The organism is Rhodovulum visakhapatnamense, from assembly GCF_004365965.1.
Lineage (GTDB): Bacteria > Pseudomonadota > Alphaproteobacteria > Rhodobacterales > Rhodobacteraceae > Rhodovulum > Rhodovulum visakhapatnamense.
In genome coordinates this window covers 1-14,195 of sequence record NZ_SOEB01000009.1, presented here as the reverse complement: position 1 = coordinate 14,195, position 14,195 = coordinate 1, and the positions used below count along the sequence as shown (strand labels likewise).

The following is a 14,195-nucleotide window of genomic DNA, read 5'->3' as shown; positions in this document are numbered from 1 at the left end:
CCCTTGGCCGCCTTATCCCGCCAGCGTTGCCCGGTTGCGACGGGGCCATGGGCGAAGACCCGCCGGGGCTGTGCGCATGGATCAGGCGGGCCGCTGCGCGGCGAAGCTTTCGCAGATGGCGCCTGCGGTGGTGATCCAGATGCGATCGCGATGCCCGGCGATATGGGCCAGCGCCCGGCGCAGCGCCCTCAGCCGGTAGGGCTGGCCCACGATATAGGGATGGAGCGCGATCCCCATCACCAGCGACTGGTGTGCCGACTGCTCCAGCATTTCGTCGAAATTCCCGACGATCATCCGGGCGAAGGTTTCGGCGCTGTCCTTGCGGCCGACAATGGCGGGAATGTCGTTCAGTTCCTGCGGATAGGGCACCGCCAGCAGCGGCCCATGGACGGTGCGCATCCAGACCGGCTGATCGTCCATGCACCAGTTCAGCGTGTAGCCATAGCCCGCCTCGGCCAGCAGGTCCGGCGTGGCCGGGCTTTCCGAGATCCATGGGCTGAGCCAGCCCTGCGGCGCCTTGCCCTCCGCGCGGGCAAGCGTCTCTGTCGCCTCGCGGATCAGCGCCCGTTCGGCGGCCGCGTCCAGGGTGCCCTGCCGTTCGCTGTTGCTGCGCCCATGACCCGCGATCTCGTCGCCCCGGGTGCGATGGGCGGCCATCAATTCGGGCGCGTGGTCGTACATCTCGGAATTGGCCAGCACCGTCGCGGGCAGGTCGAGCGCGTCGAGCATCTCGATCAGCCGCCAGGCGCCCACCCGGTTGCCATAGTCGCGCCAGGCATGGTTCAGGATGTCGGGCTGCGGCCCGCCGGGCGCCAGCTCTGCCCCGAGCCCCTCGCCGAAGGCGAAATGTTCGAGGTTCACGCCCAGATAGACCGCAAGCCGTTTGCCTCCGGGCCAGGTGAAATCGGGCCGGTCGGTGATCGGGCTGTAGTCGTAGCGGCCGTGGGTCTTCAGGCTCACAGCGGCGCCTCGGCCAGCCCCGCGCGGTCCAGCAGGATCTCGGCGCTGTCGTTCCAGACATCGGTCGAGACGATCTTGCCGTCCCGGACGGTGAAGATGTCGATATAGCGGTTGCCGTCGAAGGGGGTGCCGTCGGGCCATGCGCCGTAAAGATGGCCGGTATTGTAGACCCGGACCTCGCCGGTTTCGGGATCGGTGACGGCATCGGTCCGAAGGAACCGTTTCTTGACCCATCCGTAGCGCTTGCCGTTGAAGCCCGCGCTGTCGGCCGGCCCGCCGAATTTCCGTCCGCCGGTGAAGGTCATCCGGAAATCCTCGGCCAGAAAGGCGGCGGCGCCTTCGGGATCGGGGATCATCGAGCGTTCGAGATAGGCCTCGACGATACGCTTGGCCTCGGCGGCGGGGTCGGTCATGGGGAGCCTCGCTATAGGGCGCGCGGGGTGGCGCCTCGGCGATGCCTACGCCTGCGGCATGGGGTTGGGCAAGCGCCTGAGGCGGCTGATGCCCTCTTCGCCGATCCGTAAAGCGTGGACGTCAGGCGCTGGTCGAGAGGACGTTGAAAGATTGGGCGCCGCTCAGACGGTCCCGACCGAACGGGGCGAGAGCAAAGGGGCGAACGGGCGTCCGTATGTGCGAAAGGTGTGAACGCCGAAGAGGTGAACCAGGGATTCACCCGCCGGATTGGGGCGCACGCCCCGGATCACCCTCCGCCGCGCGGACGCGATGCTTGGGGGGCGATCCGTCGAGGGACGCCCGCAGGTTCGGGCGCCCCGGGCGGGGGGTGCGGTTTAACGCGCGAACTTCTTGTACTTCACCCGCTTCGGCTCGACCGAGTCCGGGCCCAGACGGCGGATCTTGTCTTCCTCATAGGCCTCGAAGTTGCCTTCGAACCATTCCACATGGGCCTCGCCCTCGAAGGCCAGGATGTGGGTGCAAAGCCGGTCGAGGAAGAAGCGGTCGTGGCTGATGATGACCGCGCAGCCCGCGAAATCTTCCAGCGCGGCTTCCAGCGCCTGCAGGGTCTCGACGTCCAGGTCGTTGGTCGGTTCGTCCAGAAGCAGCACGTTGCCGCCCGATTTCAGCAGCTTGGCCATGTGGACGCGGTTGCGCTCGCCGCCCGAGAGCAGCCCCACCTTCTTCTGCTGATCGCCGCCCTTGAAGTTGAAGGACGAACAATAGGCGCGGCTGTTCACCTCGGCATCGCCCAGAACCACGATGTCGAGCCCGTCCGAGATCTCTTCCCAGACCGTCTTGTTGGGGTCGAGCGCGTCGCGGGACTGGTCGACATAGCTCAGCTTGACGGTGTCGCCGAAGGTGATGGCGCCCGCATCGGGCGTTTCCTGCCCCGTCAGCATGCGGAACAGGGTCGATTTCCCGGCGCCGTTCGGGCCGATCACGCCGACGATGCCGCCCGGGGGCAGGGCGAAGCTCAGCTCCTCGATCAGCAGCCGGTCGCCATAGCCCTTCTTCAGCCCCTCGATCTCGATCACCTTGCCGCCAAGACGGGGCCCGTTCGGAATGATGATCTGCGCGCGGCCCAGCTTTTCGCGTTCGGACTGGCCGGCCAGTTCCTCATAGGCCTGGATCCGGGCCTTGGATTTCGCCTGCCGCGCCTTCTGGCCCGCGCGGATCCAGTCCAGTTCGCGTTCCAGCTGCTTCTGCTTGGCCTTGTCCTCGCGGGCTTCCTGTTCCAGCCGCTTGGCCTTCTGTTCCAGCCAGCTCGAATAGTTGCCCTCGTAGGGGATGCCCCGGCCGCGATCCAGTTCGAGGATCCAGCCGGTGATGTCGTCGAGGAAATAGCGGTCGTGGGTAACGATCAGGATCGTGCCCTTGTACTCGATCAGGTGCTGTTGCAGCCAGGCGATGGTCTCGGCGTCCAGATGGTTTGTCGGCTCGTCCAGCAGCAGCATGTCGGGCGCTTCCAGCAGCAGTTTGCACAGCGCCACCCGGCGCTTTTCGCCGCCCGAAAGGGTTTCGACAGGGGCGTCGTCGGGCGGGCAGCGCAGGGCCTCCATCGCGACATCGATCTGGCTGTCGAGATCCCAGAGGTTTTCCGCGTCGATCTGGTCCTGCAGGGTCGTCATCTCTTCCATCAGCTCGTCCGAGTAATCCTCGGCGACCTGCATGGCGATCTCGTTGAACCGGTCGATCTTGGCCTTCTTCCCGGCCACGCCCAGCATGACGTTTTCACGCACGGTCAGCGCGGCGTCGAGTTCGGGTTCCTGCGGCAGATAGCCGACGCGGGCGCCCTTGGCGGCCCAGGCCTCGCCCGAGAAGTCCTTGTCCCAGCCCGCCATGATGCGCAGGAGCGTCGATTTCCCGGCGCCGTTGACGCCCACGACCCCGATCTTGACCCCGGGAAGGAAGTTCAGGCGAATGTTCTCAAAGCACTTCTTGCCGCCCGGATAGGTCTTGGACACGCCGTCCATGTGGTAGACATATTGGTAGGAAGCCATCGCGAACGCCTCGTGCAAAAGGTGTAAGAGTTGCGTCTGCACATAGCGATTCCGCTGGACAAGGGCAATGACGGGCAGGTTAACGTGCGGCCCTGTGTCGAACGAGGCGGTGGGACGGGCGAATGCGGGCGGGGCTTCCGACGGCGCGGGCCGGGATGCGGATCGGGCTTCTGGGCGGGTCTTTCGATCCGGCCCATGAGGGCCATGCCCATATCACGCGCACGGCCCTGAAACGGTTCGGGCTCGACCGGGTCTGGTGGCTGGTCTCGCCGGGCAATCCGCTGAAGTCGGAAGGCCCGGCCCCGATGGCGCGGCGGATCGCGGCAGCCCGGGCGGTGATGGATCACCCGCGGGTCGAGATCACCGATCTGGAGGCCCGGATCGGCACCCGCTACACCGCCCAGACGCTGAAACGCCTGATGGCGCTGTATCCCGGGGTGCGGTTCGTCTGGCTGATGGGGGCCGACAATCTGATCGACTTTCACCGCTGGGACCGCTGGCGCTGGATCCTCGACAACGTGCCGGTGGGCGTGCTGGCGCGCCCGGGGCAGGGGGTGGCCGCGCGCCGGTCGCGGGCCGCGATCACCCATGCCCGCTATCGGCTTTCGGCCGATCGCGCGCCTTGTCTGGCAGACCGGCAGCCCCCGGCCTGGTGCTATCTGAACATGCCGATGGTGGATTTGTCGTCCTCCGAGATCCGGGCGCGGGGCGACTGGCGCGGATAGGCGTGGCGGCTGTGGCGATTAACCCTTTCCCACCTTGCCCGAACCGGGCCGGTCTGGTTCACTCCGCCCCATGACGACGCCCCTCTCACAGCTTTCGCGACGGCTGTTTCTGGCCGGTCTTATGGCGGGTCCCGCAGCCTCGGCGCTGGGCGCGCCGCTCGACCGTTCGCCGGTGCCGCGGCCGCGTCCCGAATTGCGCGGCCGGGTCGCCGATGCGGCGCAGCTGATCGAGGCGGCGGGACTATCGGGCAAGTTCGCCTTCGCCCTTGTCGATGTCGAAACCGGCACGCTGCTGGAGGCGCACAAGCCGCTTCTGGGCCTGGCCCCGGCCTCGGTCGCGAAGTCGGTCACGGCGCTTTATGCGCTGGACGCGCTCGGCCCCGAGTTTCGCTTCTCCACCCGGCTGATCGCGACGGGACCGGTGACCGGCGGGCGGCTCGAGGGCGATCTGGTGCTGGCGGGGGGCGGCGATCCGACGCTCGATACCGACCTCTTGGGCGATCTGGCTGCCCAGCTGAAGGCCGCCGGGGTGACCGAGGTGCGGGGGCGCTTCCTGTACCATGCGGGGGCGCTGCCGGGTCTGCCCGCGATCGATCCGGGCCAGCCGCCGCAGGTTGGCTACAACCCGGCGATTTCGGGGCTGAACCTCAACTTCAACCGGGTCCATTTCGAATGGCGCCGCGCGGCGGGCGGCTATGCGGTGACGATGGATGCCCGCGCCCGGCGCTATGCGCCCCAGGTCGGCGTGGCGCGCATTCATGTCGTCGACCGGGCGACGCCGGTCTACACCTATGCCTCGAACGGGGGCATCGACGAATGGACGGTGGCCCAGGGCGCGCTTGGGGCCGAGGGCGCGCGCTGGCTGCCGGTGCGCCGACCGGCGCTGTATTGCGCCGAGGTGTTCCAGACGCTGGCGCGCTCGCATGGCATCGTGCTCGCCACGCCGCAGGAGGTGGCCGGTGCGCCCGCCGGCATCCAGCTTGGCCGGATCGACAGCGCGCCTCTGGCCGAGATCCTGCGCGGGATGCTGAAATACTCGACCAATGTCACCGCCGAGGCGGTGGGGCTGGCCTCGACCATCGCGCGCGGCGCCCGGCCGCAAAGCCTGGCCGAGTCCGGGCAGGCGATGACCGAGTGGCTGCAGACCCGCATGGGCGCGCACAAGGCGCGGTTTGTCGATCATTCGGGACTGGGCGACGCCTCGCGGCTGTCGCCGATGGAACTGGTCCGCACGCTGGCCATCGCCGCGCCCGAAGGGCGGCTGCGGCCGCTTCTGAAGGACATTCCGATCCGCGACGACGCGGGACGGCCGCAGACCGGGCATCCGGTCGAGGTCTCGGCCAAGACCGGCACGCTGAATTTCGTCTCGGCGCTGGCGGGCTATATCGGCGCGCCCGGCGGGCGGCAGATGGCTTTCGCGATGTTCTCGGCCGACGAGGCACGCCGCGCGCGGCTCGGCCCCGAAGAGATGGAACACCCGCCAGGCGGCAAGGCCTGGATTTCGCGCTCGCGCGCGCTGCAACAGGATTTTCTGAGGCGATGGGCGGACCTGTATGCCTGACCGGCCGTCTCAGACGCCGTCGGGCCGGACCACCAGCAGCCCCGCGATGAAGCCCGCCTGATTGTGAAAGGCGTCGATCTCGGCCATTTCGGCTTCGGTGCAGCCCAAGAGCAGCTTCAGTTCGGCATCGCGCTTGCTGAGGTCCATCGAGGCCAGAACGCCGGTCACCCGAGGCTCGGGCAGGCTGCCGCGCCACAGGTCCACCCCGTCGCCGTCAATGGCGCGGGTCCCGTCGAGATAGCCATAATCAAGCGGATAGACGAGTTCGGGAAAGCGCGGATGGGCCGAGCCCCTGGGCCGGTCCACCACGATTTCCGCCGCAGCGACGAAGCGGTCGGCGAAGGGCCAGAACCGCGCGGGCAGATCGACGGGAACCACCGGCTAAAGCACCGTATGCCGCGCCCGTGCCGCCCGCTCGATGGCCGCGCCCGCCAGCCGGTCGATGTTCAGCTCGTAGCGGATCTCTTCCAGAAGCCGCAATTCGGTCTCGCCCAGGCGGCCATCGGCCGCGGCCACGTCGCAGGCCAGCACATAGGCGGTTTCGTGCAGCTTGTCGGGCAGCGCCTCGTTGACCAGCCCGAACAGCGCGTCGAGCCCGTCATATTCGCTGAACAGGTCGAACACGGTCTGGGCCACGATGCGGATGCGGTCCTGATCGTAAGCGGCGAAGATCGGCAGGTGATTCACCATCCGCTCGATGGTCACCAGTTCGGCGGTGCGGATGGTTTCATCCGAGGCGGAGACCGCGACCATGATCGCGACCAGCGCGTCCTGGGCGGAAAGGGGCGTTTCGGGTTCGCTCAAGGGGGCCTCCGTGGGGTCGTGTTGCGGCGCAGAATATTGACGTGGCGCAAGGGGGGCAATAGGAGTCGGGGCCTTGCCGGGCATGGGGTCCGGCCAGCGAAGCGCCGGGCCCGGGGCCCGTCCAGCGAAGAGAGTGCGAAACGATGTCCAACCTCCGCGACGCCGCGATGAGTTCCAAGGCCTGGCCCTTCGAAGAGGCCCGGAAGCTGCTCAAGCGTGCCGAGAAGGGGGCTTCGGACAAGGGCTATATCCTGTTCGAGACCGGCTACGGCCCCTCGGGTCTGCCCCATATCGGCACCTTCGGCGAGGTTCTGCGCACGACGATGATCCGCCGCGCCTTCGAGGCGATCTCGGACATCCCGACCCGGCTGATCTGTTTCTCGGACGACATGGACGGCATGCGCAAGGTGCCCGGCAACGTGCCGAACCAGGAGATGCTGCGCGAACATCTGCAGCGGCCGCTGACCTCGGTGCCCGACCCGTTCGGCGAATATGAGAGCTTCGGGCATCACAACAACGCGATGCTGCGGCGGTTCCTCGACACCTTCGGGTTCGAATACGAATTCTATTCGGCGACCGAGTTCTACCGCTCGGGCCGGTTCGACGACACGCTGAAGCTGGCGACCGAACGCTATGACGACCTGATGGCGGTGATGCTGAAATCGCTGCGCGAGGAACGTCAGCAGACCTATTCGATCTTCCTGCCGATCCATCCCGAGACCGGGCGCGTGCTGTACGTGCCGATGAAGCAGGTCGATGCGGTCAATCACACCATCACCTTCGACGACGAGGACGGCCGCGAATGGACGCTGCCGGTGACGGGCGGCAAGGTCAAGCTGCAGTGGAAGCCCGATTTCGGCGCGCGCTGGGCCGCGCTGGGCGTCGATTTCGAGATGTATGGCAAGGACCATTCGACCAACACGCCGATCTACGACCGGATCTGCGAAATCCTCGGCGGCAGGAAGCCCGAGCATTTCACCTACGAGCTGTTCCTCGACGAAAGCGGCGAGAAGATCTCGAAATCGAAGGGCAACGGGCTGACCATCGACGAATGGCTGACCTATGCCGCGACCGAGAGCCTGAGCTATTTCATGTACCAGAAGCCCAAGACCGCCAAGCGGCTCTGGTGGGACGTGATCCCGAAGGCGGTGGACGAATACCACCAGCAGCTGCGCGCCTTCCCGGGGCAGGACCTGAAGGCGCAGATCGACAACCCGGTCTGGCACATCCATGGCGGCACCCCGCCCGAAAGCCGGATGGTGGTGCCCTTCGCGATGCTTCTGAACCTCGCCTCGGTGGCGGGGGCGACCGACAAGGACGGGCTGTGGGGCTTCATCCGGCGCTATGCGCCCGAGGCCTCGCCCGAGACCCATCCCGATCTCGATCAGGCGGCGGCCTTCGCGGTGCGCTATTTCCACGACTTCGTGGCCCCGCAGCGCCAGTTCCGCGCCCCCGACGCGACCGAACGCGCGGCGATGGAGGATCTGGTGGCCCGGCTCAAGGTCTGGGACGGCGGGCTCGATGCCGAAGAGCTGCAAAGCCTCGTCTTCGCGGTCGGCAAGGATCACGGGTTCGAGCCGCTCCGCGACTGGTTCAAGGCGCTTTACGAGGTGCTGCTGGGCGCGAGCCAGGGGCCGCGCTTCGGCGGGTTCATCGCGCTTTACGGCGTCGACGAGACCGTGCGCCTGATCGAGGACGCGCTGGCCCGGGGCTGAGCCGCCCGGGCCGCCCGGCTGCCGGGACGCCTAGTCCCGGTGCCAGGACTTCCACCAGCGTTTCCAGCTTCGGCCAAGATCCTTGGCCGGGCTGGCGAAAAGCCGCGCGCCGAGGGTCTGCGCGGCCTCGGCCAGATCGGCCTGCCGCGCCGCGATGCGCGCGCGCAGGGCGTCGCGGGTCTCGGCCCCGCCCGGCAGGTCGGGGGTCGCCGCAAGATGGGTGTCCAGCACGGCAAGGTCGTGGTGATCGCCCAGAAGCTCGGACAGTTCCTCGACCTTCTTCGCCCGGCGCCCCAGCGGCCCGCGTTCGATCGGCCGCAGAAGCCGGGTGTGATACCAGTGATATTTCACGCGCTTGCGCCAGTCGTGGATCACCGCGACCTCGGGCGCCTCGGCGGCCGCGGCGCGGCCCTTGCGCGCGCGGTCGAAGGTGCGCTGCAACCCGCGCCGCATCGGCCGGAAGCCGCCGCCGTAAAGCGCCCAGCTGCGCGCCCGTTCGCGCAGCCCCAGCATGTCCAGCCGGAACGCCGCCAGATCCTCCTCGACATGGGCCTTGGCGGCGGCGCGGTCGCGGGCCGCGACCAGATGCGCGCGCACCGGCTCGAACCCGTCCAGCCGGCCCCCGGCGACCAGCTTGTCGAAGGTCTCGACCATGCCCTCGCGGTCGCGCAACCCCGACAGGCGCCGCGCCGCGTCCCGGATCGCGCCGTTCTCGCGGGCATAGGCCGGGAAGGCGGGGCGCACGAGGCGGATCAGCCCGCGCAGCTTCTTGGCGCGCTTGCGCAGGCCGTGGACCTTTTCATGCAGCTCGATCCCCGGGTCGTCGAGTTCGGTGAGGGCGGCGTCGATTTCCTCGATCGCGATCCGGCGCAGGGCCGCTTCGGTGCTCTTGTCCGAGCGTTTCAGGCGATAGGTCATGCTGGAAAAGTCGTGTCCTTGAACTCGTATGATTCCGGAATCCGATCCGATGCCTAGAACCGGGATGTTAGTCCTTTGTGACAGGAGAGGAAGATGCGCGGGCGGCGCAGCGCCCCTGCGCCCGACGCGCGGCTGCGGTCAGGCGTCGCGGGGCTGCGAAAATGAGCGTCAGGCGCCCAGATCTTCGGCCATCAGCCGGAAGGCCTGGCCGAACCCGCCGTTCAGATGGCCCGAATGGGGCACCAGCCGGACGAAATGGAAATCGGCGAAATCCGCGTAAAGCTGGGCCTTCGGTTGGTGGTCGAGATAGTGGTCGCGCAGCGCCGTCCGCTCGGCGGGCCGGGTCGCGAAGACCGCGCGGGCCTGCAGGGTCAGGCGCGGATGGGTCAGCGGGTCGCCCTTGGGGCCGGGCTCGCCGACCAGCAGCGAACAGTCGGGCAGGGCGCGCAACGCCGCCGTATGCGGTGCCAGATCCGAGATCAGCGTCACCGGCAGACCGTCCGGCCCCGGCGCCAGCGCGATCCGGGTGACGAAGGGCGCGCCGTCGCGCAGAACCGCCAGCGCGGCATACCGCGCCTCGGCGATCAGCTTGCGGGCCAGCGCGCGGGCGGCATCGTCGGCCGGGCGGAACGGGTCCTTGGCGCTCATCGCGGGGTCACAGCCGGATCGCCGAGATCAGCCGCCCGTAATCGGCCTCGCCCGCATGGACGCTGCGGCGGTAGGAAAAGAACCGGTCCGGGTCGGAATAGGTGCAATGGCGGGTCCAGATCGCCTGGCCGATGCCCGCGCCGCGCAGGCGCGCGAGGCTGAAGCCCGGCAGGTCGAACTGGACGCGGTCGCCCTTGCCGGCGGCGAAGAACCGCGTCGAGTCGGGGTCCTCGGTCAGGAACGTGTCGAGGAATTCCGGCCCGACCTCATAGGCGCGCTGGCTGATGGTCGGGCCGATCACGGCGACCGTGTCGTCGCGCCGGGCGCCGAGCGTTTCCATCGCGTCGAGCGTGGCCTCGAGAATGCCCCCAAGCGCGCCCTTCCAGCCCGCATGGGCGGCGCCCACCACCCCGGCCGTGCGGTCCGCAAACAGCACAGGCTGGCAATCGGCGGTCAGCACGCCCAGCGCCAGCCCGGGGGTCCGGGTGACCATGGCATCGGCGCGCAGCGGAGCTTCTGGCAGGGCCTCGATCACCGCGACAGCGGCGGAATGGACCTGATGCACGGTGACAAGGCGGTCGGTGTCCACGCCCATGGCGCCCGCGACCCGGTTGCGGTTGATCGCCACCGCCTCGGACAGGTCCGACGAGCCGCCGCCGCAATTGAGCCCCCAGAAAATCCCGGACGACGCGCCGCCCTGCCGGGTGAAGAACCCGTGACGCAGCGGCGCGAGTGCGTTCGAGGTGAGAATTTCCAAAGTCATGAACGAAGTCCTGGGGGATCGGGGGCCCGTGCGGGGGTCAGCGCGAGTGTCTGGAAGAGCGTTCCCATTTCCTCGGGGTGGGTCAAGCGGCGATGTGCGGCAATATGGCTTCGCAGCGCCGCACCGGCGAGGTTTTGCGCCAGCGCCTGGGCGCGCGCCGCAATCCCGAGCCGTTCCAGCAGCACGCCCTGGGGGGTCGGGCCGCTGACGCGGAGGCCCTCGACGGTTCGGGCGGCGCGGGCCAGCGCCTCGAAATCGACATGGGCGGTCAGATCGGCCTCGCCGGGATGGGCGAGCGGCGGCTCGGGCCGGTGCGCGCGCAGGGCCTGCAGCGTGTCGCCGAGGCTGTGCCAGCCGCCGTAATCGACGATCAGCGCGGCCCCGCCCCGGGCGGCGATCCGCGCGGCCAGGGTCTCGACGATGGCGCAGGCGGGGGCGCAGGTCTCGACGATGTCGCCCGGTTCGGTATCGGCCAGCCGGTGGTCCAGTGCGGCAAGCGGCACCGGCGCCGACAGCCCGAGGGTCAGCCTGTCGTCCTCGAGCCCGACCAGGCGCTCGCGCCAGCCCGCGGCATCGCGCTGGAACTGGCGGATCGGCAGGGCATCGAAGAACTCGTTGGCGATCACGAAGAGAGGCGCCTCGGGCAGGGCGTCGGCGCTGTCGAGCCAGGCGATGTCGAGCCCCGGCAACGCCTGGCGCTGGCGGGCGCGCAGATGGGGCGAGGTCTCGACCAGATGCAGCCGGGCGCCCGCGTGAAAGCCCGGCACCCGCTTCGTGGCACGCCAGAGATCGGCCATCAGCGTACCGCGCCCGGGGCCGAGGTCGGCCAGAGCAAAGGGTGCGGGCGCGCCCTGGTCGAGCCAGACCTGCGCGAGCCAGAGTCCCAGAAGCTCGCCGAACATCTGGCTGATCTCGGGGGCGGTGGTGAAATCGCCCGCCTCTCCGAACGGATCGCGGGTGCTGTAATAGCCATGCTCGGGATGCATCAGGCAATCGGCCATGAAGTCGGCGATGCCGATCGGGCCGGTCGCCGCGATCCGCCGGGCGAGAAGCCGTGCAAGCGGGGTCATGCCCGTCGCCGCGCCGAGACCAGGATAAGCCCGAGCCCCAGCGCCATCATCGGCAGCGACAAAAGCTGCCCCATGGTCAGCCCGTAGCCCTGCCAGTGCAGCGCAAGGCCCAGCGGATTGCCCGGGCCTGCGAATTGCGCATCGGGCTGACGGACGAATTCGACGGCAAAGCGCGCGAGCCCGTAGCCCGCAAAGAAGGTCCCGGCGATGCGTCCGGGCGTCTTCAGCGCGCCGCGGGCCAGCGCAAGCCAAAGCAGGACCGCGCCAAGCAGAAGCCCTTCGAGCCCGGCCTCGTACAGTTGCGAGGGATGACGGGCGCAGGGAAAGCTGTCCCAGCCGGGGCAGTATTGCGCGGCCTCGCCGGGGAAGACGACGGCCCAGGGCAGATCGGAGGGGCGGCCCCAGAGCTCTGCATTGATGAAATTCGCGATCCGTCCGAAGAAAAGCCCCGGCGGCGTGGCCAGCGCCAGCGCGTCGGCGGCGGGCAGCAGCGGGATGCCGTGCTTTCGGGTAAAAAGCAGCACCGCCGCCATGACCCCCAGCAAGCCGCCATGGAAGGCCATGCCTCCGTGCCAGAGGATCGGGATCTCCCAGGGGGCCTGCAGATAATAGAGCGGTTTGTAGAACAGCACGAAGCCGAGCCGTCCGCCGAGGATCACGCCCAGCACGATCCAGGTCAGCAGTTCCTCGACCTGCTCGGGCCTCATCGGCGGGCGGGAGGCGGGCCAGGGCCGCTCGCGCCGCATCAGTGCGACGACCAGCCGCCAGCCGATCACGATCCCGGCGATATAGGCCAGCGCATACCAGCGCAGGGCGAAGTCGAAGCCAAAGACCGAGATCGAGAAGATCTCGGAGGTGAGGTCGGGAAAGGGGAGAACCGCTTGCATCTTGGGCCTTCTGTTCTCTGGGCTGCGCGGCGAAGTCAACCTTGAGCTTGCGCCGCCTGCGGGCCATATAGGGCGCGAATGTAAATGCCAGAGGCCGCCATGCAGACCCGCAACAAATTTCTCGACGACATGTCGAAGCTGATGACGAATGCCATGGGCGTGGCCCAGGGTGCCAAGGACGAGGCCGAGACGGCGATGAAGAGCATGCTCGATCGCTGGCTCGCCGACCGCAACTTCGTGACCCGCGAGGAATTCGATGCGGTGCGCGCCATGGCCCAGAAGGCGCGCGAGGAAAACGAGGCGCTGAAGGCCCAGATCGCGGCGCTGGAGGCGAAATAGGCCCGAGGAGTCAATGCAAACGGGGCGCGGGCAAGCCGTGCCCCGGATCCCTGGGCGCGTTCGGTCGGGCGGAGGGGGCGAATTTTCTGCGAAAATTCGGGGCCCGAAGGAACCGGCATGGCATCCGCCCCGGTTCTTGCGCCCATGAAGTTCCTGTGGCCGGGGGCAGTGGCCGTATGGGCGGTTCCGGGCGGGAGCCGCCACGCCGCCTTGCCCTGCCAGAGGCTCTTTGAGCGTCATCTCTTTGCGCAAAGCTTTAGGTCGCTTAAGCCCGATGCCGGGGGCAATGATTGCCTCCCGGGCTCGCGCGGCGCGATGCGACCGGGCCGATGTCTGACGGGGCACGGCCCTGGTGCGCGGGGCGTCCAGTCCGCATGAGACGGAGAAGCGGACCGGTCGACGGCCGATCTTTCGCTGCGGACCCGGCATGGACCGCGCGGATTGACCCATATCGACGACCCAGGCTGCCGCGTATGCGCTCATGCGCATGTACGGAGGTGGTCATGGCGCTATCCAGTCTCGCAGCCCTCGCCGAACCCACCCGGCTGGAGGCGATGCGCCTGCTCGGCGACGGATCGGACCATTGCGTCTGCGAATTGATGGCGAGGCTCGATGTCACCCAAAGCAGGATGTCGCCGCACATGAAGGTGCTGAAGCAGGCGGGGCTGGTCACCGACCGCCGCGACGCACAATGGGTCCGCTATCGCCTGAACGCCGACATGCCCGCGGGGATTCGCGCCATCGTCGAGGCCGTGCTTGCTGCCTCTGCGGCCAGGGGCCGGAGCGCGGCATGAGTGCGGAGGCTGCTTCACCGATCGGTCGGCCTCGACCGGAATGGCTGGGCATTGTTGCCGAAAGGCGGCCCGAGGCGTGGCTTTCCCTTTCCCCTTTCCCCTTCAGGTTCAGGCCACGCGGACGCTTTCGGCGGTGCCGGAGCGTTGAGACGGCTGATGAACGAGCCATGTCGCGCCATTGGTCCGAGCGGCAATGGCGAATGACGCGGATGTGGATTTCGGCGGCTTGGCGGTCCGGGTCTCTCGCGGCGATGCGCTCTCCGAAGGACTTGGGGCCGAGCCGGTTCAGCGCCACCGGTCCGAGCGAACCGGCGCGGGCATCTTTGCCTCGGCGTGACTTCGGGCGTGGTATCCTGTCCGCCGCGTCCGGAACGCGCTGGCATGGTAACGCGTGGCGCGCAGGGTTTCGTTGCGGGGCAAGCCGATATCCGCCATCTGTCCGGGAGCAGAGCCGAGCGGCGCAGGGCAGTCCTCTGTCCATGGCCGGCCGTTTTTCCGGACCGGGATGATCGCCGTGGCGCCGCGCAGGATGATGGCGCTGTGACCGCGTCGAGT

15 protein-coding genes and 1 pseudogene are annotated in these 14,195 nt (G+C 68.3%); 5 read left to right on the top strand and 11 right to left on the bottom strand.

The features are described 5' to 3' along the window. Positions 1–81: 81 nt before the first annotated feature. The 3 genes from EV657_RS09810 to ettA all read right to left on the bottom strand — a co-directional run bounded on the left by EV657_RS09810 (position 82) and on the right by ettA (position 3,416). Complete coding sequence (locus EV657_RS09810; protein ID WP_134077774.1) at positions 82–960, bottom strand: polysaccharide deacetylase family protein; 879 nt, start codon at positions 958–960, stop codon at positions 82–84. Next, positions 957–1,373 (bottom strand): nuclear transport factor 2 family protein, encoded by a 417-nt coding sequence (locus EV657_RS09805; protein WP_134077773.1) that lies wholly within the window; start codon positions 1,371–1,373, stop codon positions 957–959. The genes EV657_RS09810 and EV657_RS09805 overlap by 4 nt, the downstream gene beginning before the upstream one ends. A 375-nt stretch (positions 1,374–1,748) precedes the next feature. Next, positions 1,749–3,416 (bottom strand): energy-dependent translational throttle protein EttA, encoded by a 1,668-nt coding sequence (gene ettA, locus EV657_RS09800; RefSeq protein ID WP_113668263.1) that lies wholly within the window; start codon positions 3,414–3,416, stop codon positions 1,749–1,751. Positions 3,417–3,538: 122 nt separating this feature from the next. Here ettA and EV657_RS09795 point away from each other — a divergent pair, with 122 nt between their 5' ends. After that, entirely contained in the window at positions 3,539–4,141 is a 603-nt protein-coding gene (locus tag EV657_RS09795; RefSeq protein ID WP_075785034.1) for a nicotinate-nucleotide adenylyltransferase, read from the top strand. A gap of 70 nt (positions 4,142–4,211) precedes the next feature. After that, positions 4,212–5,702 (top strand): D-alanyl-D-alanine carboxypeptidase/D-alanyl-D-alanine endopeptidase, encoded by a 1,491-nt coding sequence (dacB, locus tag EV657_RS09790; RefSeq protein WP_134077772.1) that lies wholly within the window; start codon positions 4,212–4,214, stop codon positions 5,700–5,702. 9 nt (positions 5,703–5,711) lie between these two features. Here the strand turns inward: dacB and EV657_RS09785 are convergent, their stop codons facing one another. Both EV657_RS09785 and EV657_RS09780 read right to left on the bottom strand, forming a co-directional pair. After that, the gene (locus EV657_RS09785; RefSeq protein WP_202241636.1) at positions 5,712–6,080 is read right to left on the bottom strand and encodes a hypothetical protein; all 369 of its coding nucleotides are present in this window, start codon (positions 6,078–6,080) and stop codon (positions 5,712–5,714) included. Positions 6,081–6,083: 3 nt separating this feature from the next. Further along, positions 6,084–6,506, bottom strand: coding sequence for a tellurite resistance TerB family protein (locus EV657_RS09780; protein WP_075785036.1), 423 nt, complete (start codon positions 6,504–6,506; stop codon positions 6,084–6,086). 143 nt (positions 6,507–6,649) lie between these two features. On the opposite strand from EV657_RS09780, the gene EV657_RS09775 reads away from it, so the two are divergent. Next, positions 6,650–8,221 (top strand): lysine--tRNA ligase, encoded by a 1,572-nt coding sequence (locus EV657_RS09775; protein ID WP_134077770.1) that lies wholly within the window; start codon positions 6,650–6,652, stop codon positions 8,219–8,221. A 30-nt stretch (positions 8,222–8,251) separates the two neighbouring features. Here EV657_RS09775 and EV657_RS09770 read toward each other — a convergent pair whose 3' ends face one another. From EV657_RS09770 to lgt, 5 genes are all read right to left on the bottom strand, one after another. Beyond that, positions 8,252–9,139, bottom strand: coding sequence for a CHAD domain-containing protein (locus tag EV657_RS09770; protein ID WP_134077769.1), 888 nt, complete (start codon positions 9,137–9,139; stop codon positions 8,252–8,254). 168 nt (positions 9,140–9,307) lie between these two features. Further along, positions 9,308–9,787 (bottom strand): HugZ family pyridoxamine 5'-phosphate oxidase, encoded by a 480-nt coding sequence (locus EV657_RS09765; protein WP_113668240.1) that lies wholly within the window; start codon positions 9,785–9,787, stop codon positions 9,308–9,310. A 7-nt stretch (positions 9,788–9,794) separates the two neighbouring features. Further along, complete coding sequence (pgeF, locus tag EV657_RS09760; RefSeq protein ID WP_075785040.1) at positions 9,795–10,550, bottom strand: peptidoglycan editing factor PgeF; 756 nt, start codon at positions 10,548–10,550, stop codon at positions 9,795–9,797. Then, positions 10,547–11,620, bottom strand: a complete 1,074-nt coding sequence (locus tag EV657_RS09755; RefSeq protein ID WP_134077768.1) for a class I SAM-dependent methyltransferase — start codon at positions 11,618–11,620, stop codon at positions 10,547–10,549. Before EV657_RS09755 ends, pgeF begins: the two co-directional genes overlap by 4 nt. After that, entirely contained in the window at positions 11,617–12,507 is an 891-nt protein-coding gene (lgt, locus tag EV657_RS09750) for a prolipoprotein diacylglyceryl transferase (RefSeq protein ID WP_134077767.1), read from the bottom strand. The genes EV657_RS09755 and lgt overlap by 4 nt, the downstream gene beginning before the upstream one ends. A gap of 99 nt (positions 12,508–12,606) precedes the next feature. Here lgt and EV657_RS09745 point away from each other — a divergent pair, with 99 nt between their 5' ends. Then, positions 12,607–12,846, top strand: a complete 240-nt coding sequence (locus EV657_RS09745; protein ID WP_134077766.1) for an accessory factor UbiK family protein — start codon at positions 12,607–12,609, stop codon at positions 12,844–12,846. A gap of 503 nt (positions 12,847–13,349) precedes the next feature. After that, a complete protein-coding gene (locus EV657_RS09740; protein ID WP_113668242.1) occupies positions 13,350–13,640 on the top strand; it encodes an ArsR/SmtB family transcription factor in 291 nt (96 codons plus the stop codon). 202 nt (positions 13,641–13,842) lie between these two features. Here the strand turns inward: EV657_RS09740 and EV657_RS09735 are convergent. Further along, positions 13,843–14,195, bottom strand: a pseudogene (locus EV657_RS09735) (hypothetical protein); the annotation flags it as partial.